Origin of the sequence: Vibrio sp. SCSIO 43137 (assembly GCF_028201475.1) — a bacterium.
GTDB lineage: Bacteria > Pseudomonadota > Gammaproteobacteria > Enterobacterales > Vibrionaceae > Vibrio.
Genome location: NZ_CP116383.1, coordinates 2,437,334 through 2,462,821, shown reverse-complemented (window position 1 = coordinate 2,462,821; position 25,488 = coordinate 2,437,334). Strand labels below are relative to the sequence as shown.

General features: G+C 47.2%; 29 protein-coding genes. All 29 read left to right on the top strand.

The features are described 5' to 3' along the window. The first annotated feature begins 44 nt into the window (after positions 1-44). Positions 45-545: a flagellar basal body-associated protein FliL gene (fliL, locus tag PK654_RS11470; protein ID WP_271695925.1), complete on the top strand. Its 501-nt coding sequence runs from the start codon at positions 45-47 to the stop codon at positions 543-545. 7 nt (positions 546-552) lie between these two features. Continuing rightward, complete coding sequence (gene fliM, locus PK654_RS11465) at positions 553-1,605, top strand: flagellar motor switch protein FliM (protein WP_271695924.1); 1,053 nt, start codon at positions 553-555, stop codon at positions 1,603-1,605. 18 nt (positions 1,606-1,623) lie between these two features. After that, positions 1,624-2,031, top strand: coding sequence for a flagellar motor switch protein FliN (gene fliN, locus PK654_RS11460; protein ID WP_271695923.1), 408 nt, complete (start codon positions 1,624-1,626; stop codon positions 2,029-2,031). A 1-nt stretch (position 2,032) separates the two neighbouring features. Further along, positions 2,033-2,425 (top strand): flagellar biosynthetic protein FliO, encoded by a 393-nt coding sequence (gene fliO, locus PK654_RS11455; protein ID WP_271695922.1) that lies wholly within the window; start codon positions 2,033-2,035, stop codon positions 2,423-2,425. Between the two features lies 1 nt (position 2,426). Beyond that, a complete protein-coding gene (fliP, locus tag PK654_RS11450) occupies positions 2,427-3,284 on the top strand; it encodes a flagellar type III secretion system pore protein FliP (RefSeq protein ID WP_271698864.1) in 858 nt (285 codons plus the stop codon). Positions 3,285-3,295: 11 nt separating this feature from the next. Further along, the gene (fliQ, locus tag PK654_RS11445) at positions 3,296-3,565 is read left to right on the top strand and encodes a flagellar biosynthesis protein FliQ (protein ID WP_271695921.1); all 270 of its coding nucleotides are present in this window, start codon (positions 3,296-3,298) and stop codon (positions 3,563-3,565) included. Positions 3,566-3,573: 8 nt separating this feature from the next. Beyond that, positions 3,574-4,356, top strand: a complete 783-nt coding sequence (gene fliR / locus PK654_RS11440; RefSeq protein WP_271695920.1) for a flagellar biosynthetic protein FliR — start codon at positions 3,574-3,576, stop codon at positions 4,354-4,356. Between the two features lie 2 nt (positions 4,357-4,358). Beyond that, positions 4,359-5,489 (top strand): flagellar biosynthesis protein FlhB, encoded by a 1,131-nt coding sequence (flhB, locus tag PK654_RS11435; protein WP_271695919.1) that lies wholly within the window; start codon positions 4,359-4,361, stop codon positions 5,487-5,489. Positions 5,490-5,594: 105 nt separating this feature from the next. Continuing rightward, positions 5,595-7,688 (top strand): flagellar biosynthesis protein FlhA, encoded by a 2,094-nt coding sequence (flhA, locus tag PK654_RS11430; RefSeq protein ID WP_271695918.1) that lies wholly within the window; start codon positions 5,595-5,597, stop codon positions 7,686-7,688. A 19-nt stretch (positions 7,689-7,707) separates the two neighbouring features. Continuing rightward, on the top strand, positions 7,708-9,201 hold the full coding sequence (flhF, locus tag PK654_RS11425; protein WP_271695917.1) for a flagellar biosynthesis protein FlhF: 1,494 nt from the start codon (positions 7,708-7,710) through the stop codon (positions 9,199-9,201). Between the two features lie 16 nt (positions 9,202-9,217). Continuing rightward, positions 9,218-10,102: a MinD/ParA family protein gene (locus PK654_RS11420; RefSeq protein ID WP_271698863.1), complete on the top strand. Its 885-nt coding sequence runs from the start codon at positions 9,218-9,220 to the stop codon at positions 10,100-10,102. Continuing rightward, the gene (locus PK654_RS11415; RefSeq protein WP_271695916.1) at positions 10,095-10,829 is read left to right on the top strand and encodes an RNA polymerase sigma factor FliA; all 735 of its coding nucleotides are present in this window, start codon (positions 10,095-10,097) and stop codon (positions 10,827-10,829) included. Before PK654_RS11420 ends, PK654_RS11415 begins: the two co-directional genes overlap by 8 nt. Before the next feature lie 44 nt (positions 10,830-10,873). Continuing rightward, complete coding sequence (cheY, locus tag PK654_RS11410; protein ID WP_137357623.1) at positions 10,874-11,242, top strand: chemotaxis response regulator CheY; 369 nt, start codon at positions 10,874-10,876, stop codon at positions 11,240-11,242. A gap of 52 nt (positions 11,243-11,294) precedes the next feature. Continuing rightward, the gene (locus PK654_RS11405) at positions 11,295-12,011 is read left to right on the top strand and encodes a protein phosphatase CheZ (protein ID WP_271695915.1); all 717 of its coding nucleotides are present in this window, start codon (positions 11,295-11,297) and stop codon (positions 12,009-12,011) included. Positions 12,012-12,020: 9 nt separating this feature from the next. Further along, positions 12,021-14,246 carry a chemotaxis protein CheA gene (locus PK654_RS11400; protein WP_271695914.1) on the top strand — a complete coding sequence of 742 codons (2,226 nt, stop codon included), beginning with the start codon at positions 12,021-12,023 and terminating at the stop codon, positions 14,244-14,246. Positions 14,247-14,256: 10 nt separating this feature from the next. Beyond that, positions 14,257-15,402, top strand: a complete 1,146-nt coding sequence (locus PK654_RS11395) for a protein-glutamate methylesterase/protein-glutamine glutaminase (protein WP_271695913.1) — start codon at positions 14,257-14,259, stop codon at positions 15,400-15,402. Between the two features lie 9 nt (positions 15,403-15,411). Beyond that, positions 15,412-16,188, top strand: coding sequence for a ParA family protein (locus tag PK654_RS11390; RefSeq protein ID WP_271695912.1), 777 nt, complete (start codon positions 15,412-15,414; stop codon positions 16,186-16,188). Beyond that, the gene (locus tag PK654_RS11385) at positions 16,181-17,185 is read left to right on the top strand and encodes a chemotaxis protein CheW (protein ID WP_271695911.1); all 1,005 of its coding nucleotides are present in this window, start codon (positions 16,181-16,183) and stop codon (positions 17,183-17,185) included. The genes PK654_RS11390 and PK654_RS11385 overlap by 8 nt, the downstream gene beginning before the upstream one ends. A gap of 37 nt (positions 17,186-17,222) precedes the next feature. After that, positions 17,223-17,717 (top strand): chemotaxis protein CheW, encoded by a 495-nt coding sequence (locus PK654_RS11380; RefSeq protein ID WP_271695910.1) that lies wholly within the window; start codon positions 17,223-17,225, stop codon positions 17,715-17,717. Then, a complete protein-coding gene (locus PK654_RS11375) occupies positions 17,717-18,211 on the top strand; it encodes a DUF2802 domain-containing protein (RefSeq protein ID WP_271695909.1) in 495 nt (164 codons plus the stop codon). Before PK654_RS11380 ends, PK654_RS11375 begins: the two co-directional genes overlap by 1 nt. A gap of 208 nt (positions 18,212-18,419) precedes the next feature. After that, a complete protein-coding gene (gene ccmA / locus PK654_RS11370) occupies positions 18,420-19,037 on the top strand; it encodes a cytochrome c biogenesis heme-transporting ATPase CcmA (protein ID WP_271695908.1) in 618 nt (205 codons plus the stop codon). A 2-nt stretch (positions 19,038-19,039) separates the two neighbouring features. Beyond that, positions 19,040-19,708 carry a heme exporter protein CcmB gene (ccmB, locus tag PK654_RS11365; protein ID WP_271695907.1) on the top strand — a complete coding sequence of 223 codons (669 nt, stop codon included), beginning with the start codon at positions 19,040-19,042 and terminating at the stop codon, positions 19,706-19,708. 106 nt (positions 19,709-19,814) lie between these two features. After that, positions 19,815-20,558 carry a heme ABC transporter permease gene (locus PK654_RS11360; RefSeq protein ID WP_271695906.1) on the top strand — a complete coding sequence of 248 codons (744 nt, stop codon included), beginning with the start codon at positions 19,815-19,817 and terminating at the stop codon, positions 20,556-20,558. A gap of 5 nt (positions 20,559-20,563) precedes the next feature. Next, positions 20,564-20,770, top strand: a complete 207-nt coding sequence (gene ccmD / locus PK654_RS11355; protein WP_271695905.1) for a heme exporter protein CcmD — start codon at positions 20,564-20,566, stop codon at positions 20,768-20,770. Further along, the gene (gene ccmE / locus PK654_RS11350; RefSeq protein WP_271695904.1) at positions 20,767-21,252 is read left to right on the top strand and encodes a cytochrome c maturation protein CcmE; all 486 of its coding nucleotides are present in this window, start codon (positions 20,767-20,769) and stop codon (positions 21,250-21,252) included. Before ccmD ends, ccmE begins: the two co-directional genes overlap by 4 nt. Then, positions 21,249-23,225, top strand: a complete 1,977-nt coding sequence (locus tag PK654_RS11345; RefSeq protein ID WP_271695903.1) for a heme lyase CcmF/NrfE family subunit — start codon at positions 21,249-21,251, stop codon at positions 23,223-23,225. Before ccmE ends, PK654_RS11345 begins: the two co-directional genes overlap by 4 nt. A 2-nt stretch (positions 23,226-23,227) precedes the next feature. Then, positions 23,228-23,782, top strand: coding sequence for a DsbE family thiol:disulfide interchange protein (locus PK654_RS11340; RefSeq protein WP_271695902.1), 555 nt, complete (start codon positions 23,228-23,230; stop codon positions 23,780-23,782). Next, entirely contained in the window at positions 23,779-24,255 is a 477-nt protein-coding gene (locus tag PK654_RS11335) for a cytochrome c-type biogenesis protein (protein ID WP_271695901.1), read from the top strand. The genes PK654_RS11340 and PK654_RS11335 overlap by 4 nt, the downstream gene beginning before the upstream one ends. Continuing rightward, positions 24,255-25,469: a c-type cytochrome biogenesis protein CcmI gene (gene ccmI, locus PK654_RS11330; protein WP_271695900.1), complete on the top strand. Its 1,215-nt coding sequence runs from the start codon at positions 24,255-24,257 to the stop codon at positions 25,467-25,469. The genes PK654_RS11335 and ccmI overlap by 1 nt, the downstream gene beginning before the upstream one ends. Positions 25,470-25,488: the final 19 nt, after the last annotated feature.

The following is a 25,488-nucleotide window of genomic DNA, read 5'->3' as shown; positions in this document are numbered from 1 at the left end:
TATAACTCACTGGATTCAACGGATTAAATAACTCAGAGAGTATTATGGCAGACGAACAAGCAACAGGTGATGAAGGCGCACCAAAAGGAAAGAAAAAGCTGATTATAATTATCGCTGCTGTGGTGGTACTACTGGCCGCCGGTGGTGGTGCGTTTTTCTTTTTAGGATCAGATGACGCAGCCGAAGCAGAAGAAGCTGCTCCTACAGCACAAAATGCGCTTCCTGACCCTGCTTCATACGTAAATATTGCCCAGCCATTCTTGTTCAGTGTACCCGGAAAGCAGCGGGACAGATTAGTTCAGATAAAGGTGCAACTGATGGTTCGCGGCCTGAAAAATGAAGATTTAGCCAGACATCACTCTCCGCTGATAGAGAGCACCATTTTAAGTACCTTTGGTACTGCAACGGTTGAGCAACTGAGGACGCCGACTGGCCGAACTCAATTGCGCGATCAGGCGACGGAAGATATCCGGGCAACTTTACAGCAACTGGTGGGACAACCGGTTATTGAAAAAGTGCTCTTTACTGATTTTGTGATTCAATAGGTTCACTGTGACAGATCTACTATCCCAAGACGAAATTGATGCGCTACTCCATGGTGTTGATGATGTCGATGAAGCGGAAGATGAACTTGAAACGGAAGTTGAAGGTGCGGTCAATTTCGACTTCTCTTCTCAGGACAGAATTGTCCGTGGCCGGATGCCGACTCTGGAGCTTATTAATGAGCGCTTTGCCCGGCATATGCGGGTTAGTCTGTTTAACTTACTGAGAAAAACCGCTGAGGTGTCGATAAACGGCGTTCAGATGATGAAGTTCGGTGAGTATCAGAACACACTGTATGTACCGACCAGCCTTAACATGGTGCGCTTCCGTCCGCTGAAAGGGACGGCACTGGTGACCATGGAAGCTCGTCTGGTATTTATTCTGGTAGAGAACTTTTTTGGCGGTGACGGCCGTTTCCATGCCAAGATTGAGGGACGCGAATTTACCCCGACAGAAAGGCGTATTATCCAGTTGCTGCTTAAGATCGTGTTTGAAGATTATAAAGAAGCATGGTCGCCTGTGATGGGGGTAGAGTTTGAGTACCTTGACTCGGAAGTAAACCCGAGTATGGCAAACATTGTAAGCCCGACAGAAGTGATCGTTGTTAGCTCCTTCCATATTGAAGTTGATGGCGGTGGCGGTGATTTTCATGTAGTGATGCCATACTCAATGGTGGAACCTATCAGAGAACTCCTTGATGCCGGTGTTCAGTCGGACAAAATGGAGACAGATATCCGCTGGAGCACAGCCCTTCGCGATGAGATTATGGATGTGCCGGTGAACTTCAGGGTAAACCTGCTGGAAAGAGATATCTCGTTACGCGACCTGATGGAACTTCAGGTGGGTGATGTCGTTCCGATAGAAATGCCTGAGCACGCTACGATGTTTGTGGAAGAGCTGCCCACCTATAGGGTTAAAATGGGCCAGTCTAACGATAGGTTAGCGGTACAGATTTCTGAAAAAATAAAACGACCGGATGTGGTCAAAACGGATATCGCGTTTCTGGGTAAAGACATTATGTCTGAGATCAGTAACGAAGATTCAGAAAGTGAAAATGAATAATTGTATAGGTAGATGATAATGGATCCGAATGAAGACCAAAAACTAGCGGATGAGTGGGCGGCAGCGCTAAGTGAAGATCCGGCTGCGATGGGTTCCGATGATGACGCGGAACTTGCACCTCTTGAAGAGCTTTCAGACCAGTCTTCGCCTATAACTGAAGATGAGCGGAGAAAACTGGATACCATTATGGATATTCCGGTGACCATTTCAATGGAAGTGGGCCGTTCACAAATCAGTATCCGTAACCTTCTGCAACTGAACCAGGGTTCTGTGGTTGAGTTAGACAGGGTAGCGGGTGAGTCATTAGACGTAATGGTCAATGGTACCCTGATTGCACATGGTGAAGTGGTTGTGGTCAACGATAAGTTTGGTATTCGTCTGACAGACGTTATCAGCCAGACGGAACGTATTAAGAAGCTGAGATAGCATGGCAGTACCAAAGGCGGTTGCTACATTTTTGATTCTGCTTTCCCGGCCGGTGTTTGCGGCAGGTCCTCCTGAACTGGATCTGCTGACTACTCTTGGCTCTCTGCTGTTTGTTATCGCAGTGATTTTCGGGCTTGCCTGGCTGATGAAGAGGATGAGGCTACCAGCCATGGGCAGTCAGAAAGGCCTTTCTGTTATTCGTCAGATACCCGTTGGTACCAAAGAGCGGATCGCTGTAGTTAAGGCGGGCGAAGAACAGTTTTTGGTCGGGATTACACCCCAGTCAATCAATCTTATTTCCCGGCTGGATAAACCTATTGAAGATGAACAGACCGAATCCGGTCAGTTTGCCAGTCAATTTAGCCAGATACTGAAAAAGAATGTTAAAGAATAATATGCTCGCTGCCCTGATGGCAGCGTTTCTCTTTTTACTGTTTACTCCAGTTTCTTTTGCACAGGAAGAGCTTGAAACTCCTATTCCTGCAACAGCGGCTGGGGCAGAAAGCATTACCGTTACGGCTATGGAGCGGGAACAGGGGGCGTCCAGAACCATAGGTTTAGGCAGCTCGTCTGGTGGCTCGGGTATCCCGGCTCTAACCATGACCACCAACCCTGACGGCAGTGAGGACTATTCGGTAAATTTACAGATCCTTGCCCTGATGACCATGCTTGGCTTCCTGCCTGCAATGGTTATTTTGATGACCTCCTTTACCCGTATTGTGGTGGTAATGTCTATTCTCAGACAGGCTATGGGTTTGCAGCAGACCCCATCCAATCAGGTGATTATTGGTATCGCTATTTTTCTTACCTTTTTCATCATGTCTCCGGTTATCGATCAGGTCAATCAGAGAGCAGTACAGCCCTATCTGAACGAAGAGATCTCGGCGAGGCAGGCGTTTGATATGGCACAGGAGCCGATGAAAGCCTTTATGCTTAAGCAGACCCGGGTAAAAGATTTGGAAACTTTTGTAAATATCTCCGGCTCTGATGCACAGAATCCGGAAGATGTCTCTATGAGCGTGCTTATTCCGGCCTTTATTACTTCTGAGCTGAAAACCGCATTCCAGATAGGATTTATGCTGTTTCTACCGTTCCTGATAATCGATCTGGTGGTCGCTTCTATCCTGATGGCAATGGGTATGATGATGCTGTCACCCATGATCGTTTCTCTGCCGTTTAAGTTAATGTTGTTTGTACTGGTTGATGGCTGGAATCTGATATTGTCCACTCTGGCCGGCAGTTTTGCCTTGTAGGGAGGTGAGAGATGACACCTGAAGTCTTTGTTGAGATTTTCCGCAGTGCCCTATGGATAGTATTACTATTGGTATGCGCAATTATTATTCCCAGCCTGCTGGTTGGTTTGGTTGTGGCCATCTTTCAGGCGGCGACTTCTATTAACGAACAGACGTTAAGTTTTCTGCCGCGACTGATCGTCACTCTGTTGGCATTGATGTTTGGTGCGCACTGGATGACGCAGACGTTAATGGAGTTCTTTTACGAAATGGTTGAAAGGCTTCCTCAGGTGCTCTACTAGGGTTAGCTATGGAATATCCAACGCAAATCATTCTTGAATGGATAGCCAACTATTTCTGGCCTTACACCCGTATTGCCGCCCTGTTTATGGTGATGACGGTGACAGGTGCCCGTTACGTTTCTACCCGTATCCGGCTCTACCTCGGTCTGGCGGTAACCTTTGCTGTTATGCCGGCGATTCCGGCTGTGCCGCAGAACATTCAGTTGCTCTCATTTCAGGGCTTTCTGATCACCTTTGAGCAGATCATTATCGGTACCGCAATGGGAATGGTTACTCAGTTTATCAGCCAGACATTTGTTGTACTGGGCCAGATACTGGGTATGCAGTCCAGCCTGGGTTTTGCTTCTATGGTTGACCCTGCCAACGGGCAGAACACCCCTTTGCTTGGTCAGCTGTTTCTGTTTCTTGCCACCATGTTTTTTCTTGCCACCAACGGGCACCTGGAGTTGATCCAGTTTGTGGTGTTAAGTTTTAAAACCCTGCCAATCGGCAGCGGGGCACTTACCTCAGTCGATTACCGGGAAATGGCATTATGGATGTCGACCATGTTTAAAACGGCACTTAGTATGTCGCTGTCCGGTATTATCGCCCTGCTGACCATTAACCTCTCATTCGGTGTGATGACCCGTGCAGCGCCACAGCTGAACATTTTTTCACTCGGATTTGCATTTGCGCTGGTGGTCGGTCTGCTTCTATGCTGGTATCTGATGCTGGGACTTTTCAATCACTATGACATGTACTGGATGCAGGGTGAACAGCAGATCTGCAGACTTATTAAGATGGAGTGCTGACAATGGCAGAGTCAGACGGTCAGGAACGTACAGAAGACGCAACGCCCAGGCGCTTGCAACAGGCCCGGGAAAAGGGGCAGGTTGCAAGGTCTAAAGAGTTGGCGTCCGTTTCAGTGCTGATAGTAGGGGCGCTCTCTCTGATGATGTATGGTGAGACACTGGCCAAAGGCCTGCTTACCATTATGAATCGTTTTTTCTCCCTCAGCCGGGAGGAGATATTTGATAGTGGCAAGCTATTCGATATTGTCAGCGGTGCCCTAGTCCACCTTATTCTGCCCCTTGTATTGATTTTGCTGACTCTGTTTATTGCTGCGGTAATAGGTACAGCGGGCGTGGGAGGCATAAGCTTTTCCGTAGAAGCGGCCATGCCTAAGCTTTCCAAGATGAATCCTCTGAGCGGTATAAAGCGGATGATAGGCCTGCAGAGCTGGGTAGAATTGATTAAATCGATTCTTAAAGTAGCTTTAGTGGCTGGTGTGGCTTTCTATCTGATTAATGCGTCCAAAGTCGATCTGTTTCAGTTGAGTATGGATGTTTTTCCTCAGAACATATTTCATGCTCTTGAAATACTGCTTAACTTTATCCTGCTTATTAGCTGTTCATTGCTTGTGGTTGTGGCGATAGATATTCCGTTTCAGATTTGGCAGCACGCTGATCAGTTGAAAATGACCAAGCAGGAAGTGAAGGACGAGTATAAAGAGACGGAAGGTAAGCCTGAGGTAAAAGGTCGTATCAGAATGCTTCAGCGTGAAGCTGCCCAGAGACGGATGATGGCTGATGTGCCGACGGCCGATGTTATTGTCACCAACCCGGAACACTTCTCCGTGGCCCTGAGATATAACTCATCTACAGATAAAGCACCTGTGGTGGTTGCCAAGGGTGTCGATCATATGGCGTTGAAGATAAGAGAAGTGGCAAGGGAGCACGATATTTATGTTATTCCGGCTCCGCCCCTTGCCCGTGCCCTGTATCATTCAACAGAGCTGGAGCAGCAGATACCGGACGGCTTGTTTACTGCGGTTGCACAGGTGCTCGCCTATGTATTCCAGTTAAAGCAGTTCAGAAAAAATGGTGGTCAGCGTCCGGTACTTACAGAAGAGAATATGCCGATCCCGCCTGATCTCCGCTACTAAAATGATGCATGCATGGGAGTCAACTTCTTGACACTTATAGCTGGACTGATACTTGCATAAAAACAGTAAATAACTGATCTAATTAGCCAAACCCGTTACTGAATAATGAAATTTCCTTTACCTATTTCAAGTAAGATGCCATCGATACCGACTAAAGCGTTGCCTGCTATAGGTGCACCGGTACTGGTGCTTGCGACTTTGGGCATGATTATACTGCCCATACCGCCATTTTTGCTGGATATCTTCTTCACCTTCAATATTGCTCTGGCAATGGTTGTACTGCTGGTAACGGTTTATACCAGAAGACCTCTTGATTTTGCGGCTTTCCCTACCGTGCTCCTGATCGCTACCCTGATGAGGCTGGCGCTAAACGTCGCGTCAACTCGTGTGGTTCTGCTCTATGGTCATGAAGGAGGAAACGCAGCAGGTAATGTGATTGAGGCGTTCGGTAGTGTGGTGATTGGTGGCAACTATGCTGTCGGTCTTGTGGTGTTCCTTATCCTGATGATCATCAACTTTATGGTGGTGACAAAAGGTGCTGGACGTATTTCCGAAGTAAGTGCCCGCTTTACATTGGATGCCTTGCCGGGTAAGCAAATGGCAATTGATGCTGATTTAAATGCCGGTTTGATTGATCAGGAACAAGCAAGAACCCGGCGATTTGAAGTGACCAAGGAAGCGGACTTTTACGGCTCAATGGATGGTGCGTCGAAATTTGTAAAAGGGGATGCTATTGCCGGTATCCTGATTCTGTTTATCAATATCATTGGCGGCCTCAGCATAGGGATGATTCAGTTTGATCTCGGTTTCCAGAGTGCCATTGAAATCTATACCCTGCTGACTATTGGTGATGGTCTGGTAGCACAAATTCCTTCGCTATTACTCTCCATCGCTGCGGCCATTATGGTTACCCGTCAGAATACCGACGAGGACATGGGGCAGCAGATGATTTTCCAGATGTTCGATAACCCTAAAGCATTGGTTATCACATCTGCAATTTTAGGTGTAATGGGTATCGTACCGGGCATGCCGCACTTTGCTTTTCTGCTGCTGAGTACCATTGCCGGTGCCGGTGCTTACTTCCTGTATAAAAAGCAGAAAAAAGAGGCAGAGAAACCAGCCCTTCCGGCGGCAGCAGACGCAGAAGCGCCGAGTCAGAAAGAGCTTTCGTGGGATGATGTACAACCGGTGGATATTATTGGCCTGGAGGTAGGTTACCGCCTAATCCCTATGGTTGACCGAGAGCAGGGCGGAGAGCTGCTGGACAGGGTGAAAGGGGTGCGTAAAAAGCTGTCGCAGGACTTTGGCTTTCTGGTTCCCGCTGTACATATACGGGACAACCTTGAGCTCACACCAAACAGTTATCGTATTACCTTGATGGGAGTGGCAGTGGGTGAAGCGGAAATCCGCCCTGATCAGGAGCTGGCGATTAACCCCGGTCAGGTGTACGGCATGGTAGAGGGTGAACCTACGGTTGATCCTGCTTTTGGCCTGGAGGCTATCTGGATTTCTGAATCCCAGCGGGAGCACGCGCAGGCGCTGGGCTATACTGTTGTTGATTCCGCTACAGTGCTGGCAACTCACCTTAGTCAGTTACTTACCAACAATGCTGCTCAGTTAATCGGTCATGAAGAAGTGCAGAACCTGCTGGAGATGCTGGGACGTTCGGCACCGAAACTGGTGGAAGGCTTTGTGCCTGACCAACTTACTTTGGGCGTAGTGGTTAAAGTGCTACAAAATCTGCTTAATGAAGCGATCCCTATCAGAGATATTCGTACTATCGTTCAAACCCTGTCTGAGTACGCCAGTAAGAGTCAAGAACCTGACATTCTGACTGCTGCTGTACGGATAGCGCTTAAGCGACTAATTGTACAAGAAATCAATGGTATAGAACCTGAACTACCAGTAATAACCTTGATTCCTGAGCTGGAACAAATATTGCATCAGACAATGCAAGCTTCGGGTGGAGAGTCGACGGGCATAGAACCGGGATTAGCAGAGAGATTGCAGTCATCACTGAGTAATGCAACTCAGGAACAGGAACTGAAAGGTGAACCGGCAGTACTGCTTACTTCCGGAGTGTTGAGGACGACACTGGCCAAGTTTGTTAAGAACACCATACCGAACCTGAGAGTTCTTTCCTATCAGGAGATACCTGATGAGAAACAGATTCGGATAGTGCAAGCGGTCGGTAACTAGATAACCTTGGACAAATACATTGAAAATTAAACGCTTTTTCGCAAAAGACATGAGAATGGCACTGCTTCAGGTTAAAGAAGAGCTTGGCGCAGAAGCGGTTATTATGTCGAACAAAAAGGTCACAGGTGGTGTCGAAATAGTCGCTGCCGTTGATGGTGACCCCAATTTTGCTCAGTCCGGGCCGGCACCGTCCAGACCGGCTTCACGCTACTCATCTGAATACCCGCAACAAGCATCACCAAGTGCCGCTCCTTCAGAGAGGGCACTGCAGGACGATAAAGTCAGCCTTCGTGGTGCTACTCCTCAGTCGACCACCAAGCACTTTGCCAACATGCTCAAACAGTATAGTGAAGGCGGAAGCAACTCTTCATCAGAAGCTGATTCACTGGCGGCGCTACTAAAAAGGCAGTCATCTGCAGCAGAGCAACCCCGCCAGGGACATACTTCAGGGGCGATATCCTCTTCATTGGCGGAAGACTCCGGATTAGCGAAACTGATTGCGGGAGATCGCAGGGCTGAACCACATAAGCCTAAACTGGATCCGACCCGTTATGACAGAGGTCGTGCTTCAGAGCCAACTGATGCTGAGACGACTCAGGAACTGGAGTCTATGCGTGAAGAGATGATGTCTATTCGCAGGCTGCTAGAGCATCAGGTGTCCGGCTTAATGTGGCAGGAAGTTGAACGTCGCGAACCTTTGCGGGCGATGCTGATAAAGCGTCTTGAACGTATGGGGCTGGCGTCAGAACTCTCTGATCAACTGGCTTGTTATATTCCGGAAGATACGCCACCGGCAAAAGCGTGGAAAGCCTTGCTAGGACTCATTGCCGATCAAATTACCGTTACTAAGACTGACATTCTTAAGCGGGGTGGTGTGGTTGCTCTACTTGGTCCGACCGGTGTGGGTAAAACCACTACCATAGCGAAACTGGCTGCCAGAGCGGCGATGGAATTTGGCCCGGACAATGTGGCACTGGTAACAACGGATACCTATCGTATTGGTGCACAGGAACAGTTGGCAATTTACGGAAGAATTATGGGTTGTCCTGTAAGAATTGCTAAAGATTCTGAAGAGTTAGCCGAAGTAATATATCAGCTCCGAAACCGGAAGCTGGTCTTAGTCGATACCGCGGGTATGGGACAACGTGATGTAAGACTGTCGGAACAACTGGATACATTAATGCAAGATAGCGGCTCTGTGATTAGCAGCTATCTGGTATTGCCTGCAACAGCACAGAGAAAAGTGCTGCAAGAAACAATAGACCATTTTAAACGGATTCCGCTATCAGGGTGTATTCTTACCAAGATAGACGAATCATTAAGCTTAGGTGAATTCATCAACGTGATTATTCAGAACGTACTACCGGTAGCCTATGTGGCAAACGGACAAAGGGTTCCTGAAGATATAGTGCTTGCTCAGCCGAAATATATCGTAGCGAAAGCCAACGATTTGCTGGAGAAGTCAACAGAAGATGAACCGCATTACTGGAACAGTGATGTAGAAGGACTCTAGGCGGCAGATAACTATGATGAACGATAAAATGCAAGATCAAGCAAGCGGCCTTCGCCGGCTGACACAACCGACACTGACCAAAGTGATTTCAGTAACGGGTGGTAAAGGTGGCGTCGGTAAATCGAATGTTGCGCTAAGCCTGGCAATCTCTATGGCACGTCAGGGCAAAAAAGTAATGGTTCTTGATGCGGATTTAGGGCTGGCAAATGTAGATGTTATGCTGGGGCTCAGAGCGAAAAAGAATTTAGGTCATGTTCTCGCAGGGGAATGTGAGCTTAAGGACTGTATTGTAGAAGGTCCTCACGGGATAAAAATTGTTCCTGCAACGTCAGGAACACAAAGCATGACCGAGCTAAGTCACGCTCAGCATGCAGGGTTAATCCGGGCATTCGGCTCTTTAGAAGAGGAGATGGATGTACTAATTATCGATACAGCAGCCGGTATTTCTGATATGGTAGTCAGCTTTTCGCGGGCGGCTCAGGATGTTCTGGTCGTGGTTTGCGATGAGCCGACCTCTATCACGGATGCATATGCTTTGATTAAGCTTTTAAGTCGCGAACATGAAGTTCAGCGCTTTAAAATTGTTGCTAATATGGTCAGAAGTTACCGTGAAGGCAGAGAATTGTTTGCAAAGTTGACCTTGGTCACAGAGCGATTCTTGAATGTTAGCCTTGAACTCGTAGCATGTATTCCATTAGATGATAAAGTACGTCAATCAGTAAAAAAACAGCGAATAGTAGTGGATGCTTTTCCTCGCTCGCCAGCCGCACTAGCGTTAAGCTCTTTAGCAAACAAGGCGTTAAGCTGGCCGATTCCGAAAACCCCGAGTGGACATCTGGAATTTTTTGTGGAAAGGTTGCTCAATAGACGAGAACCCGTAGGAGAGCCTTTTGGTGAATAAGGCGCTGACATATGACCAACGTGCGAATGTAACTAATCAAAACTCATTTTTGGAACAGTATTCGGACTTAGTCAAACGTATTGCGCATCACTTGCTTGGAAGACTGCCCCCCAGCGTACTGGTGGATGACCTGATTCAGGCAGGAATGATCGGATTAATAGAGGCTCAGCAGAATTATGACAATTCAAAAGGGGCCAGTTTCGAAACCTACGCTGGAATTCGGATTCGCGGCGCGATGCTTGACGAAGTCCGGAAAGGGGACTGGGTGCCCCGTTCTGTCCATAGAAACAATCGCTCCATCAATCAGGCAATTAATGAATTGGAAACGGAACTGAACCGTGACCCGACTGATGCAGAAGTTGCCCGTCATCTGAACATGACCATTGAGCAGTATCACACGGCATTATCAGACATAAATTGTTCCCGTTTAGTGGGTATTGAAGATCTCGGTGTTTCAGAAGATGTTATCGCCACCGATGAAGAGAGTAGAGAAAATTCACCATTTCAGGGAGTTGCTGACGAGAATTTTCGTCGTGCTTTAGTCGATTCGATCAAAGAACTCCCTGAAAGAGAAGCATTAGTTCTTTCACTTTACTATGATGAAGAACTAAATTTAAAAGAAATTGGAGAAGTGTTAGGTGTCAGCGAATCTCGTGTCAGCCAAATACATAGCCAATCAATGCAACGTCTGCGGGCTAAGCTAAGTGCGTGGACGCAAGACGATTAATTACACTGACTTGAAACTCAGTGGAGGTAATTTTGAATAAAAACATGAAAATCCTCATTGTTGATGATTTCTCAACAATGCGCCGTATCGTAAAGAACCTGTTACGTGATCTGGGCTTCAACAACACTCAGGAAGCGGATGATGGCCTGACTGCGCTACCGATGTTGAAGAAAGGGGAATTTGACTTTGTGGTAACTGACTGGAATATGCCAGGCATGCAAGGTATTGATTTGCTCAAGAACATTCGTGCTGATGCCGAGCTGAAACACCTTCCGGTTCTTATGATCACAGCAGAAGCTAAGCGTGAGCAGATTATTGAAGCGGCTCAGGCTGGTGTGAACGGTTATATCGTTAAGCCATTTACCGCTGCGACTCTAAAAGAAAAATTAGATAAGATTTTTGAACGCTTATAAATCTTTGATACGCAAAGATTAATTATAACTCGCGTGAAAGGATTTGATTAAGATGATTTCTTTAGAGCAAGCGAAAGAGCTGGTTTCCCTGCTTGAAGACGGCAAGCAGCAAGAAGCTGACGCAAAAGTGCTATCAATTTTCCAAGGTACAGAAAACCCGATGCTGCAAGAAGTCGGTACTCTTACCCGGGATCTTCATGATGCCCTTGGTCAATTTAAATTTGACGCAAGAATGGGCGAAATAGCTAACGAAGAGATCCCTGATGCACGTGATCGCCTTGAATATGTACTGGCTAAAACTGAACTGGCAGCAAACCGTACCATGGATGCAGTCGAAGCGTCTCTGCCTATTGCCGATAATTTGCATGAATGTCTCTTAAAAGTGAGGCCGACATGGAATGCCCTGATGAAGGGAAGAATCGAGCTGAGTGAGTTCAAAAACCTGTGCCATGAGATAGATAGTCTGTTGGTTCAGGTAGAAGGTGATAGTACTGAGCTGAGAAGTCAGTTAACAGAAATCCTGATGGCTCAGGATTTTCAGGATCTGACGGGTCAGGTTATTTCTAAGGTCATCACACTGGTACGCGAAGTTGAAGACCGACTGGTAGATATTATATCGACATTTGGTATTGAGTCTGAATCAAAACCAGAAACAGAAAAGAAAGCATCTGTAGAAGCTGAGGGGCCAATACTTAACCCTCATGAAAGAGAAGATGCGGTTTCATCTCAGGACGATGTTGATGACTTATTATCGAGTCTTGGATTCTAAGGGTAATGTATGAGCTATGAATTAGACGAAGAAATTCTACAGGACTTTTTAGTCGAAGCGGGTGAGATTCTCGAGTTGTTATCAGAACAACTTATTGAGCTGGAAAATAACCCTGAAGACACAGAACTGTTAAATGCAATTTTTAGAGGCTTCCACACGGTAAAAGGCGGAGCTGGTTTCCTTTCGCTGACAGAACTGGTTGATGCGTGTCACGGTGCTGAGAATGTGTTTGATATTCTCAGAAACGGCCAGCGTTCAGTTACGGCTGAACTGATGGACACCATTCTTCAGGCCCTTGATGCAATCAATATTATGTTTGCCGCAGTGCAGGAAAGAGATTCATTAACACCTGCTGATCCTGCTCTGCTGGAAGAGCTGCACAGGCTAAGTAAGCCGGAAAGTGCAGATGAAGCAGCGGCGAGTGCACCTGCTGCTGAACCTGAACCTGTTGTCGAGGCCGAACCTGAGCCAGTGGCAGAAGAATCAGCACCGGCTGCACAACATAGCTCTATCGATGATATTTCTCAGGATGAATTTGAAAAGCTACTGGATGAACTGCACGGAAAAGGCGGTGCACCTGGTAGCAGTGCTCAGGCTGAAGCACCAGCTCCTGCTGCACCGGCAAGTGCACCTGCAGCGGACAACGGTGATATTACCGATGATGAGTTTGAAAAACTTCTGGATGAGTTGCACGGCAAAGGTGGGGCTCCGGGCGCCGGAGATTCTGCCCCTGTAGCAGAGCCAACCCCTCCGCCGGCACCAGCAGCACCGGTTTCTGGTGCGACGAATGACGATCAGGATCTGATGACGGATGATGAGTTCGAGAAGTTGCTTGATCAACTTCATGGCTCAGGCAAAGGCCCGTCTCAGGAAGAGCTGGATGCCGCCACTAAACCTGCATCAGCCAACGTAGAAGCTGCTAAGCCTAAAGCAGTTGAAGCTGCGAAACCTGCTCCTGCACCTAAAGCCGCAGCACCTGCAGCCAAACCTGCTGCAAAAGCGCCGGCTAAAGATGACAAGGCGAAAGCAAAACAACAGGCAGCCGCTAAACCTCAGGCTGAAGCAACAGTCCGTGTCGATACCTCGACCCTTGATACCATCATGAATATGGTGGGTGAGCTGGTACTGGTGCGTAACCGTCTGGTGAGCCTTGGTCTGAGCCGTAATGACGAAGAGATGTCAAAAGCGGTGGCTAACCTTGATATCGTGACAGCAGACTTGCAGGGCGCGGTGATGAAAACCCGCATGCAGCCAATCAAGAAAGTGTTTGGCCGTTTCCCTCGTGTTGTACGTGATATCGCCCGTACCCTGAAAAAAGACATTGTTCTTGAAATGCGCGGTGAAGATACCGATCTGGATAAGAACCTGGTAGAAGCACTAGCCGATCCACTGATCCACCTGGTACGTAACTCCGTTGACCATGGTATTGAAATGCCGGACGCACGTGAGAAAGCGGGTAAACCGAGAACCGGTAAAGTAATCCTGTCTGCGTCTCAGGAAGGTGATCATATTGAACTGGCTATCGTTGATGACGGTGGCGGTATGAACCCTGATAAGCTGCGCGAAATCGCTGTCAACAAAGGGTTAATGGATACTGAAGCTGCATCACGCCTGACAGACAAAGAGTGTTTTAACCTTATCTTTGCACCGGGCTTCTCCAGTAAAGAGAAAATTTCTGATATCTCCGGCCGTGGTGTTGGTATGGATGTGGTTAAAACCGCCATTAACACTCTGAACGGTTCGGTCGATGTTGACTCTGAACTGGGTAAAGGAACCAAGATTACCATCAAGGTACCATTGACTCTGGCGATTCTGCCGACACTGATGGTAGGTGTTTGTGACCAGCCGTTTGCTCTGCCACTGGCGAGCGTCAATGAGATCTTTAACCTTGATTTGACTAAGACTAACGTGGTTGATGGTCAGCTAACGATTATCGTTCGTGAGAAATCGATACCTCTGTTCTATCTGCAGAACTGGCTGGTACCGAAAGCGGGTAGTGTTGATGAGCGTAAAGGACATGGCCATGTGGTGATCGTCCAGCTTGGCAGCCAGAGAGTTGGTTTTGTAGTAGATAGCCTGATTGGTCAGGAAGAGGTGGTGATTAAGCCTCTTGATGAGTTGCTGCAAGGCACGCCGGGCATGGCGGGTGCGACCATTACAAGTGATGGTCACATTGCATTGATTTTAGACGTACCAAACCTATTGAAGGAATACGCGATGCGTTCGCGAATTTAAGAAGGACTATATGGCAGTAAGAGTACTAGTTGTTGACGATTCAAGCTTCTTCCGTCGTCGTGTTAGCGAAATTATTAATGCTGACCCGAGATTAGAGGTAGTTGATGTAGCCACCAATGGCAAAGAAGCGATAGAGAAAGTCACTAAAGTTAAACCAGATGTTGTCACAATGGATATCGAGATGCCGGTAATGGACGGCATTACGGCGGTGAAAGAGATCATGAAAGTGGCGCCGACGCCAATTCTGATGTTTTCATCCCTGACCCATGATGGTGCCCGTGCCACCTTAGATGCTCTTGACGCCGGTGCTTTGGATTTCTTACCTAAGAAGTTTGAGGATATTGCCCGTAACCGTGACGAAGCGACTCAACTGCTTCAGCAACGTGTTAAGGAGATTGCCCGTAAGAAGATGTTGATGCGTCGTCGCACACCGGTTGCTACGCCAACCAGCCGTACGACTACTGCTACGACTTCAGCGTCAGCCAGCGGACTTCGCAAGCCACTGGCAGGAACAGCTACCGCTAAAACAGCGGCTCCTGAGCGACGTGCCCCGGCCGGCAAGTTCCGTGCATCAGGTAAAAAATACCAGTTAACGGCAATTGGTACCTCCACAGGGGGACCGGTAGCACTGCAAAAAATACTTACCAAGCTGCCTGCCAACTATCCGCAGCCAATCGTCTTGATTCAGCATATGCCAGCGACCTTTACTGCTGCTTTTGCCAGCCGTCTTAACTCACTATGTAAGATTCAGGTAAAGGAAGCGGAAGATGGTGATGTGCTGAAACCGGGTGTAGCCTATCTCGCGCCGGGTGGCATGCAGATGATGATCGAAGGTCGTCCCGGAGCCGCGAAACTGCGTATCGTAGACGGCGGTGAGCGAATGAACTACAAGCCTTGTGTTGATGTAACATTCGGCTCAGCAGCGAAAATTTATCAGGATAAAGTTCTGTCCATGGTATTGACCGGTATGGGTGCAGATGGCCGCGAAGGTGCACGTATGCTTAAATCCGCCGGTGCGACTATCTGGGCTCAGGATGAAGAGAGTTGTGTTGTTTATGGTATGCCTCAGGCTGTTGCAAAAGCGAATATCTCTACCGAAGATCTGCCGCTTGAGCGAATTGCAGAACGCATGCTGGTTGAACTTGGTTTGTCCTAGGGAGCGAAGATGATCGTCTGGAGCGTAGCGAACCAGAAAGGTGGAGTAGGCAAAACCACTACCACAGTAACCCTGGCTGGTTTGCTGAGCAAAAAGGGTCACAGAGTATTACTTGTGGATACTGATCCGCATGCATCTTTGACTACCTACCTTGGCTATGATTCTGATGAAGTTGAGAAGAGTCTTTTTGACCTTTTCCAGCTCAGCGAAATCACCAGAGAAACAGTATTGCCTCTTACACTGGCGTCGGAAATCGATAATATTGATATTATTCCGGCTCATATGTCACTGGCCACTCTGGACCGTGTTATGGGTAACCGTAGCGGTATGGGGCTTATTCTGAAGAGAGCCCTTTTAGCGTTACATGGCGATTATGATTATGTGTTGATCGACTGCCCGCCAATTCTGGGTGTGATGATGGTGAATGCCCTTGCGGCCAGCGACCGGATTTTAATCCCGGTTCAGACTGAGTTTCTGGCCATGAAAGGACTGGAAAGAATGGTGCGTACTTTGGCCATTATGCAGAAGTCGCGAAACCGTGCTTTCAAAACCACTATCGTGCCAACCATGTACGATAAACGTACCAGAGCATCATTAACCACACTTAATCAGCTTAAGAAAGATTACCCGGAGCATGTCTGGAGTTCTGCTATTCCGATTGATACCAAGTTCCGCGATGCCAGTCTTAAACATCTGCCGGCTTCTCACTTTGCAGAAGGAAGTCGTGGTGTGTTCGCCTATAAACAGTTGCTTATCTATTTAGAGAGGCTTGCACTCGATGAATAGCAAAGAGCACGTACTGTCTGGCGAGCAGGCACTAGATGAATATTTCACTTCGCTGCTGGATGAAGAGCTGGAGTTTACTGAGCCGGAGCCGGTTTTAACAGCGGTTGCAGCGGAACCTGCTGAACCGATCGTTGCAGAAGCTGAGAACGAGCTTAAGCCAAAATTACAACCTGACTATCATTCGTCCTATACTGAACTTGAGTATAACGAGTTTGAAGTTCCTGATTTAGAAGATGTCCAGAAGCTACTGGATAAACTCGAAGCAACGGATCTGGCGGCAGAGCCTGAGATTGAGACCATCATTGAAAAGAACAATGGTGATATCGCTAAGGCAGAAACTCTGGTTGAAGAGATTCAGGAGTGGGATGTTGAGACCGTTGTTGCTGAAGAAGCCACTCCCGTCGTTGATGAAGTTGTTCCTGTTGTGGAAGAGGTTGTTTCCGAGCCGGAAGTGATTGAACAACAGCATGTTGAACTTGAACAGCAAACTGAATTAGAAACTCAGGCAGGTAAAGGTGAGTTTGACGAGTGGACCAGTGTAGCGCGTAGTGAAGATTTTCAGGTGCTCTATTTTGACGTCAATGGTGTCACTTTTGCCGTTCCTCTGGACGAGCTAGGCGGTATTCACCGTAGGGGTGAGATGAGTCACCTGATTGGCCGTCCGGGCTGGTATCTTGGTTTGCAGACCAACAAGGACGATCAACTCGATGTGGTGGATACAGCAAAGTGGGTTATGTCTGACAGACTCACTGATGAAGAGTATAAGCAGGCCTATCAGTATGTGGTAATGTTGGGTGAAAGTAACTGGGGGCTAGCCTCTACAGAACTGAAAGGCACCGAACAGCTAAGTGCCGAAAAGGTACGCTGGAGAGAAATGTCTGGTAAGCGCCCATGGCTTGCCGGGATGGTAAAAGAGAAAATGTGCGCTTTGATTCACGTTGAAGCCATGATAAAAATGCTAAATGCTGGTATGGATGTAAAATCTCTAGACAGCTGAAAGAGATTTGTCGATAGCGACACAAAGAGGATAAAACATGTCTCAAGTTAATGAAGTAGAAGTAAAAAAAGATCAGGCAAATGATGAAGTACTTCAGTGGGTAACATTCCAACTGGAAGAAGAGACTTACGGCATCAACGTAATGCAGGTTCGGGAAGTGCTTCGCTATTCAGAAATTGCACCGGTTCCGGGCGCTCCTGACTACGTGCTGGGTATTATCAACCTTCGTGGTAACGTTGTTACTGTTATTGATACCCGTTCGCGCTTCGGTTTGATGCAGGGCGAGATTACTGATAATACCCGTATTATCGTTATTGAGTCAGAGCGTCAGGTGATCGGTATTTTGGTTGATAGCGTAGCAGAAGTTGTTTATCTGCGTTCTTCTGAAATCGATACCACACCAAGTGTTGGTACAGATGAAAGTGCTAAGTTTATTCAGGGTGTTAGTAACCGTGATGGTAAGCTACTTATCCTTGTTGACCTTAACAAACTTCTCACTGACGAAGAATGGAATGAAATGGCACACCTGTAATGGTTGAGCAATTTAGTTCCAACGGCTTGTTGCTGATACTAGGCGGGGTCGCTCTGATTGCCCTGGTATTGGTCTTCTCTCTTTTTAAAAACCGTAGCCAGTTACAACAGGTTGCCGATAAGCAGCGTCAGGTTGTCAGGAGTATGGAAAAAGAGGTTGCTAAAGCAAATAATCAGTTGTTGGAAGTGCGTTCTGTTGTGGTTGGACTTGGCCAGAAAGTGGCTGAGCAACAGGATGTTATTCAGCACCTTTCTGAGCGGGTAAATGAACTGGAGCATGCCGATGCGGACAGCCGCATGTACTCCAGGGCAAGTAAAATGGTTCAGTTAGGTGCCGGTTTAGAAGAGCTTATAGAAGAGTGTGAACTTCCTAAAGCGGAAGCTGAACTGATGATGACGCTGCAAAACAAGATTGCAGGGAAGGAGAAAATCCCTCCCATATCCGGACAGCCCGCTAAAGCCAGACCTGTACGGCCACAAAGTGCAAGAAAATAGAAGAGAAGCGGATAGCTTCTCTTTTTTTGTGGTCATAAAAGAGTGCAAAAATTTTTCTTGATATTCCTGTTTCACTGACTAATTTATTATTCTGTGACAACAGGTCATCAGGTAATTGAATTTAATTATGTTTCCTGTTGTTTATGTCCTACATTGGAAGCGGGCTACTGTGATAACATGCCCATTCGTTTGTTAATTTTTAGAGCTCATGTTAGAAGTTTCAAATCTTACTGCAATTCGTGATGACAGAGTGTTGTTTGAAAACCTCGCTTTTAAAGTCAACACAGGAGAAATCGTCCAGATAGAAGGGCGAAACGGAACCGGTAAAACTACTCTGCTCAGGATTATTGCCGGCCTTGGAGATTGTGAATCAGGAGAAATATACTGGAACAACAATCTGACTGTTTCTAACCGGGACCTGTTCCATCAGGATCTGCTGTTTCTTGGTCACCAGACGGGAGTTAAGCGGGAATTGACCGGATTCGAAAACCTCTCTTTTTATCAGTCGGTACAGAAGTCCAATATGGATAAAGAGACCATATGGAATGTTCTGGCACAGGTGGGTCTTGCCGGTCGCGAAGATGTTCCGGTTGCTCAGCTGTCTGCCGGTCAGCAGAGAAGAGTTGCTTTAGCCAGATTGTGGTTAAGTAAACAGCCGTTATGGATTCTGGATGAGCCGCTTACCGCAATTGATAAGCAGGGCGTAAAAGTACTGGAGAATCTGTTTCTGCAACATGCTGAGAATGGCGGCATAGTGATACTGACCACTCATCAGGATATGTTTACTGATTCGCCTAAGCTGCGAAAAATAAGATTAGGTGATTAAACATGCTGCAAACCATGCTAATGATTATAAAACGTGAGCTTTTGATCGCTTTTCGCCGACAGGCTGACATTTTGAACCCACTCTGGTTCTTTATCATTGTCATTACTCTTTTTCCGCTCAGTATAGGGCCGGAGCCAAATTTGCTGGCCAGAATAGCTGCCGGTATTATCTGGGTTGCTGCATTGCTGTCAGCTCTTTTATCTCTGGAACGTCTGTTTCGTGACGATTTTCAGGACGGTTCACTAGAACAGATGATGCTGATGCCGCTGCCGCTGCAACTGGTGGTGATTGCCAAGGTAATTGCACACTGGTTACTGACGGGGTTACCGCTTATTTTAATCAGTCCGCTGCTGGCGGTACTGCTATCACTAGACTTTAATACCTGGTGGACTGTGGTTCTGACTTTAATGGTTGGTACACCAACCTTGAGTTTTATTGGTGCCATCGGGGTTGCCCTGACTGTAGGCTTACAGAAGGGTGGCGTTTTATTAAGTCTGTTAATACTGCCACTTTATATTCCTATACTGATTTTTGCTACGTCAGCCATTGATGCAGCAAGTTTGGGAATGCCGTTTAACGGGCAGTTAGCGATAATGGCAGCAATGTTTGTCGGGTCGGTTACCCTGACACCATTTGCAATAAGTGCAGCACTTCGCGTAAGTGTGAATTAGAGCAGCAAAACAACACCTTATGGGTATTGTTTTGCTATTGACAACGAATACGATGGGAATTTCTCTTTCAGAGAATTTTCCTGAGTTGTAAGAGTGAGAAGTTATCATGTGGAAGTGGCTCCACCCCTATTCAAAGCCAGAAACAACTTACAATCTTTGCAGTAAGTTGCTCCCTTGGTTTGCCGTTATAGCTATTGTTTGTCTGTCTGTTGGTACTGTCTGGGGGCTCGCTTTTGCTCCTTCCGATTATCAGCAAGGTGACAGTTTCCGGATTATCTATATTCACGTTCCGTCAGCAATCTGGTCCATGGGCGCTTATATGTCTATGGCAATTTCTGCCTTTATCGGACTGGTCTGGCAATTACGCCTTGCCAATATGGCCGCCGCCGCTATGGCTCCGGTTGGTGCTGTATTTACTTTTATCGCCCTGTTAACCGGCGCAGTATGGGGTAAACCTATGTGGGGCGCATGGTGGGTATGGGACGCCCGCTTAACTTCTGAATTGATTCTGCTGTTCCTTTACTTAGGTGTTATTGCTCTTTATCACGCCTTCGATGATCAGAAAACAGCAGCCAAAGCCGCTGGTATTCTTGCCATCGTGGGTGTTATCAATCTGCCAATTATTCATTTCTCGGTAGAGTGGTGGAATACCCTGCATCAGGGAGCTACGATTACTAAGTTTGATAAACCATCGATTTCGTCCGATATGCTTTGGCCATTGCTACTGAACATATTTGGCTTCGCCTTCTTTTTCGCCAGCGTGTCACTGGTGCGTTATAAAAACGAAATTTTGTCTAAAGAGAGCCACAGACCATGGGTTCAGTCGCTCGTTTCATCTGAGAGGTCTTAATCATTATGCAATTTGAAAGCTTAAGCGATTTCTTCGCTATGGGTGGATATGGCGGGTATGTATGGGGCGCCTATGGCGTGACCGCACTTGCCATGATTATATTGCTGGTAAACAGCCTTGCTACCAGTAAAAAAATCAAAAATGAGATTAAGAGCAAGCAGGAGAGACAAGCCCGAATTGAAGCAGCGAAGAATCTGGAGAACACATTATGACCCCAAGACGAAAAAAACGACTCGGTATTATACTTGCCCTGTTTATCGGGGTTAGTTCAACCATAGGGCTGGTTCTGTATGCCCTTAACCAGAATATGGATCTATTTTTCACTCCGACAGAGCTGGTTTACGGTAAACCAGACGGTACTAAGCCAGAAGTTGGTCAGCGTCTGCGTATTGGCGGTATGGTTGTGGAAGGTTCGGTGCGACGTGATCCTAACTCGCTGAAAGTCAGTTTTGACCTTGCAGATGTAGGACCGAAAGTGACTATTGAGTATGACGGAATTCTTCCTGACCTGTTCCGTGAAGGGCAGGGCATTGTCGCTCAGGGTGTGCTTAAAACTGCTGACACAATAGAAGCGTTTGAAGTGCTGGCAAAACACGATGAAAACTATATGCCACCAGAGGTCGCTGAAGCGATGGAGAAGGTTCATGAACCAATGGGCTATAGTGAAGAGCAACTAAAAGGAAGTGATCAATGATTGCTGAAATTGGTCACTTTGCGCTGATCGTTTCTGTAGGCTTATCAATTCTGTTAAGCATACTGCCCCTGATAGGGGCATCTAAACAGTCCAATATGCTGATGAGCACGGCTCGTCCTCTTTCATGTGGAATGTTCCTGATGCTGATGCTTTCATTCTGCATCTTGCTTTGGGCTTTCTATACCAACGACTTTACTATCAAGTATGTCGCCAGTAACTCAAACAGCGCCTTGCCTTGGTATTATCGCCTAACGGCGGTATGGGGGGCTCATGAAGGCTCTCTGCTACTTTGGGTTCTGATCCAGGCTGGCTGGACAGTTGCTGTAGCGGTGTTTAGCCGTGGAATGCCTCAGGAGTCGGTAGCAAGAGTCCTGGCGGTAATGGGTATGATTACCGTTGGTTTCCTGCTGTTTATTATTCTTACCTCCAACCCGTTCCTAAGAACATTGCCAATGTTCCCAATTGACGGCCGGGATCTAAACCCGTTACTACAAGATCCGGGTCTGATTATTCACCCGCCTATGCTGTATATGGGATATGTTGGTTTCTCCGTTGCTTTTGCTTTTGCCATTGCTTCGCTGATGACAGGAAGACTGGATACCGCATGGGCAAGATGGTCCCGTCCGTGGACAACGGCAGCATGGCTGTTTCTGACGCTGGGTATCGCCCTTGGTTCATGGTGGGCTTATTATGAGCTCGGCTGGGGCGGCTGGTGGTTCTGGGATCCAGTAGAAAATGCCTCGTTTATGCCTTGGCTTGCCGGTACAGCTTTGATGCACTCACTGGCGGTTACAGAGAAGCGCGGTACCTTTAAAGCGTGGACGGTATTGCTGGCAATCTCTGCATTCTCATTAAGCTTGCTCGGAACCTTCCTTGTTCGTTCCGGTATCCTTGTTTCGGTACACGCCTTTGCTTCCGATCCGGCGCGGGGCATGTTTATTCTCGGCTTCCTGATTTTTGTTATCGGTGGTTCGCTACTGCTGTTTGCCCTGAAAGGCTCAACAGTCAGGGTACGAAGCAACTTTGCGCTCTTCTCACGTGAGAATGGCCTGTTAGCAAACAATATTCTGTTAGTTGCTGCGCTGGTTGTGGTGCTGGTGGGTACGCTTCTGCCGCTAATTCACAAACAGATTGGTTTGGGCTCTGTCTCTATCGGTGCGCCATTCTTTAATACTCTGTTTGCATGGCTGATGATTCCGTTCTCATTCCTGTTGGGTATCGGTCCGCTAATCCGCTGGAAGAGAGACAATGTTTCTACTCTGATTAAGCCGATGGCCTTATGTGCGGTATTGTCCCTTGTTCTGGCCGCGGCAAGTGTCCTTCTGTTTGCAGGCAGCTTCCAGGGTATGGCTTATCTTGGCTGGGTGATGGCTTACTGGATTATCACTATGCACTGCGTTGAGATCTATCAGCGTGCTACTCACCGCCACACCTTTATGGCAGGTCTGAAGAAGATTCAGAAGAGTCATTGGTCGATGATTTTAGGCCATGTGGGACTGGCAGTTTCTGTTATCGGTATTGCTATGGTGCAGAACTACAGCATTGAACGTGATGTCAGACTAGCCCCCGGTGAAAGCTTCCAGATTCTCGACTACGATTTCTATTTCTCAGGCCTTAGGGAAAATAACGGTCCTAACTATGACGGTTATATTGCCGACTTTGAAATCACTGAAGACGGTCAGTATGTAAATACCCTGCATGCTGAAAAACGTTTTTACCGTACAGCCCGTTCTATGATGACGGAAGCGGCTCTGGAAGTTGGTGTTACCCGCGACCTTTATATTGCAATGGGTGAGCGTCTGGATGACGGAAATGCATGGGCAGTTCGCTTGTACTATAAACCCTTTATCCGCTGGATATGGGCAGGCAGCCTGTTGATGGCCTTAGGTGGTGCGATCGCCATCAGTGATAAGCGTTACCGCTTTAGAAAGAAAGCCAAAGAAAACGTTCAAGCTAAGGAAGTAAGGGCCTGAATATGAATAAGAAAGTATTGTTTATACCGTTAGTGCTATTTTTGATAATGGCGATCCCTTTGGCTTCTCAGCTATTCCGTAATGCTGAAGGTGATGATCCGACTAAGCTTGAATCTGTTTTGATTGGTAAAGAAGTACCTGAGTTTCGTCTGGAAGACTTGGCTGAGCCGGGTAAGCTGTACGATCAGGCCATCTTTAAAGGCGAGCCTTTACTGCTGAACGTATGGGCAACATGGTGTCCTACCTGTTACGCAGAGCACCAGTATCTTAATCAGCTGGCAGAGCGTGGTGTTAAGATTATCGGCCTTAACTATAAAGATGACCGTGTTAAAGCTACGGGGTGGTTAAATGATTTAGGTAACCCATACCTGATCAGCCTTTTCGATGGTGACGGCATGCTTGGTCTTGATTTAGGTGTTTACGGTGCGCCGGAGACTTACCTTATCGATGCTAATGGTGTTATCCGCTATCGCCATGTAGGTGATGTGAATCCGCGTAACTGGGCTGAGACCCTGGAACCTCTTTATCTTCAGATGATTGAGGAGGGCAAGTCATGAGAAAACTACTGTTAACTGGTTTTACTGCACTGCTATTTTCTCTTACTGCTTCGGCTGCTATTGATGTGTATGAGTTCGACAACGAAGATCAGGAGCAGCAGTTTAAAGAGCTGAGCCAGACGCTTCGTTGCCCTAAGTGTCAGAACAATACCATTAGTGATTCCAATGCTGAGCTGGCAAAAGATCTGCGGGTAAAAGTGTATGAGATGACCAAAGAAGGGAAGTCTTCTGATGAGATCGTTGATTATATGATTGACCGCTACGGTAACTTTGTTACTTATGATCCTCCGGTAACGGCGGCAACCGCTATACTTTGGCTTGGACCTTTAGCGGTGATCCTGATTGGGTTCAGCATTATTGTTATTAACGGCCGTAAGAAATCCGCCAAAGCGGTAAAAGAAGCTGAATGGGATAAAGATAAAGAGAAACGCTTAAAAGAGCTACTGAAAGAAGAGAACGGAGATAAGAAATAATGACGACTTTCTGGATTTCCGCAATTATTCTTCTGGCTGCGTCTGCGGTATTTATCGCACTTCCGCTTTTCCGCAAGCAGAGTTTTGATGATGACGCCCGTCGTGATGAGCTTAACAAAGCGTTTTATAAAGACAGACTTGAAGAGCTTGAAGAAGAGGCATCGGAAGGGGTTGTATCTGACAGTGATGAGCTGATTCAGGATCTTAAACTGTCTCTTCTGGATGATATTCCGTCAGATGAGAAGCAAAAAGGCGTTTCCTCGTTTTCACCTATGCAGGTGTTTATTCCGTCTTTTGTTCTGGTAGTTGCTGTCAGCTTCCTGCTTTATTTTAAGTTTGGCGCAATGGAAGAGGTGACTCACTGGCAGGATATTAACGGCCAGTTACCCGCTTTGACTAAGAAACTGATGGCTCCGGAAGGAGAGAGCCTGACCGATGAAGAGATGGCTGATCTGACACTTGCCCTGAGAACAAGGCTGCACTACCAGCCGAAAGACTCTGCTGGCTGGCTGTTGCTTGGCCGTATTGCTCTGGCTAATCGTGATGGTTCTACAGCAACAGGTGCCATGAAACGTGCTTATACTCTTAAGCCAGACGATCCGGATGCACAGCTGGGCTATGCACAAGCGATGATGATGTCTCAGGATGACGCTGAACATAGTCTGGCACGTTCGTTACTTATTGGTCTGATTCAGAACAACTATGTGGACTTACGGGTTTATTCCCTGCTGGCGTTTGACTCATATCAGCGTCAGGAGTACACAGAAGCTATTCGTTACTGGCGCACTATGCAGAAACTAATTGGGCCGGAAGATAACCGTTACAATATGCTGGAAAGAAGCATCAGCAATGCCGAGAAAGCGCTTGGTAAACTTGTATCTGATATTAATGTTCCGGTGACTATATCATTGAGTGACAGTGCTCAGCTTCCTGACAACGCTTCTCTGATTGTTTCGGTACATGATGGTAATGGTTCACCTATTCCAATGGCGGCAGCACGATTCCCGCTGGGCTCATTCCCAAGAACTGTCGTGTTGGATGACGGTAATGTAATGATAGAAGGACAGAGCCTTTCCAGCCTTAAAACCATATTAGTGAAAGTCAGGGTTGATATTGATGGTAATGTCGCCACCAAAGAGGGTGACTGGTATGGTCAAAGTCCGGTGGTAGAGCTGGGTAAACCAGTTGCATTATCCATCGATAAACAGTATTAATACATCACTGGTAATTAAA

Excerpts from the sequence above, each read along its gene's own strand:
- PK654_RS11360 (WP_271695906.1), top strand. The coding sequence starts at position 19,815 with ATGTGGAAGTGGCTCCACCCCTATTCAAAGCCAGAAACAACTTACAAT.
- fliN (WP_271695923.1), top strand. The coding sequence starts at position 1,624 with ATGGATCCGAATGAAGACCAAAAACTAGCGGATGAGTGGGCGGCAGCG.
- PK654_RS11385 (WP_271695911.1), top strand. The coding sequence starts at position 16,181 with ATGAATAGCAAAGAGCACGTACTGTCTGGCGAGCAGGCACTAGATGAA.
- flhA (WP_271695918.1), top strand. The coding sequence starts at position 5,595 with ATGAAATTTCCTTTACCTATTTCAAGTAAGATGCCATCGATACCGACT.
- PK654_RS11345 (WP_271695903.1), top strand. The coding sequence starts at position 21,249 with ATGATTGCTGAAATTGGTCACTTTGCGCTGATCGTTTCTGTAGGCTTA.
- cheY (WP_137357623.1), top strand. The coding sequence starts at position 10,874 with ATGAAAATCCTCATTGTTGATGATTTCTCAACAATGCGCCGTATCGTA.
- PK654_RS11390 (WP_271695912.1), top strand. The coding sequence starts at position 15,412 with ATGATCGTCTGGAGCGTAGCGAACCAGAAAGGTGGAGTAGGCAAAACC.
- ccmB (WP_271695907.1), top strand. The coding sequence starts at position 19,040 with ATGCTGCAAACCATGCTAATGATTATAAAACGTGAGCTTTTGATCGCT.
- PK654_RS11375 (WP_271695909.1), top strand. The coding sequence starts at position 17,717 with ATGGTTGAGCAATTTAGTTCCAACGGCTTGTTGCTGATACTAGGCGGG.
- flhB (WP_271695919.1), top strand. The coding sequence starts at position 4,359 with ATGGCAGAGTCAGACGGTCAGGAACGTACAGAAGACGCAACGCCCAGG.
- ccmE (WP_271695904.1), top strand. The coding sequence starts at position 20,767 with ATGACCCCAAGACGAAAAAAACGACTCGGTATTATACTTGCCCTGTTT.
- PK654_RS11400 (WP_271695914.1), top strand. The coding sequence starts at position 12,021 with ATGAGCTATGAATTAGACGAAGAAATTCTACAGGACTTTTTAGTCGAA.
- ccmI (WP_271695900.1), top strand. The coding sequence starts at position 24,255 with ATGACGACTTTCTGGATTTCCGCAATTATTCTTCTGGCTGCGTCTGCG.
- fliQ (WP_271695921.1), top strand. The coding sequence starts at position 3,296 with ATGACACCTGAAGTCTTTGTTGAGATTTTCCGCAGTGCCCTATGGATA.
- PK654_RS11340 (WP_271695902.1), top strand. The coding sequence starts at position 23,228 with ATGAATAAGAAAGTATTGTTTATACCGTTAGTGCTATTTTTGATAATG.
- PK654_RS11395 (WP_271695913.1), top strand. The coding sequence starts at position 14,257 with ATGGCAGTAAGAGTACTAGTTGTTGACGATTCAAGCTTCTTCCGTCGT.
- PK654_RS11380 (WP_271695910.1), top strand. The coding sequence starts at position 17,223 with ATGTCTCAAGTTAATGAAGTAGAAGTAAAAAAAGATCAGGCAAATGAT.
- fliR (WP_271695920.1), top strand. The coding sequence starts at position 3,574 with ATGGAATATCCAACGCAAATCATTCTTGAATGGATAGCCAACTATTTC.
- ccmD (WP_271695905.1), top strand. The coding sequence starts at position 20,564 with ATGCAATTTGAAAGCTTAAGCGATTTCTTCGCTATGGGTGGATATGGC.
- fliP (WP_271698864.1), top strand. The coding sequence starts at position 2,427 with ATGCTCGCTGCCCTGATGGCAGCGTTTCTCTTTTTACTGTTTACTCCA.
- PK654_RS11420 (WP_271698863.1), top strand. The coding sequence starts at position 9,218 with ATGAACGATAAAATGCAAGATCAAGCAAGCGGCCTTCGCCGGCTGACA.
- PK654_RS11335 (WP_271695901.1), top strand. The coding sequence starts at position 23,779 with ATGAGAAAACTACTGTTAACTGGTTTTACTGCACTGCTATTTTCTCTT.
- fliO (WP_271695922.1), top strand. The coding sequence starts at position 2,033 with ATGGCAGTACCAAAGGCGGTTGCTACATTTTTGATTCTGCTTTCCCGG.
- fliL (WP_271695925.1), top strand. The coding sequence starts at position 45 with ATGGCAGACGAACAAGCAACAGGTGATGAAGGCGCACCAAAAGGAAAG.
- ccmA (WP_271695908.1), top strand. The coding sequence starts at position 18,420 with ATGTTAGAAGTTTCAAATCTTACTGCAATTCGTGATGACAGAGTGTTG.
- PK654_RS11405 (WP_271695915.1), top strand. The coding sequence starts at position 11,295 with ATGATTTCTTTAGAGCAAGCGAAAGAGCTGGTTTCCCTGCTTGAAGAC.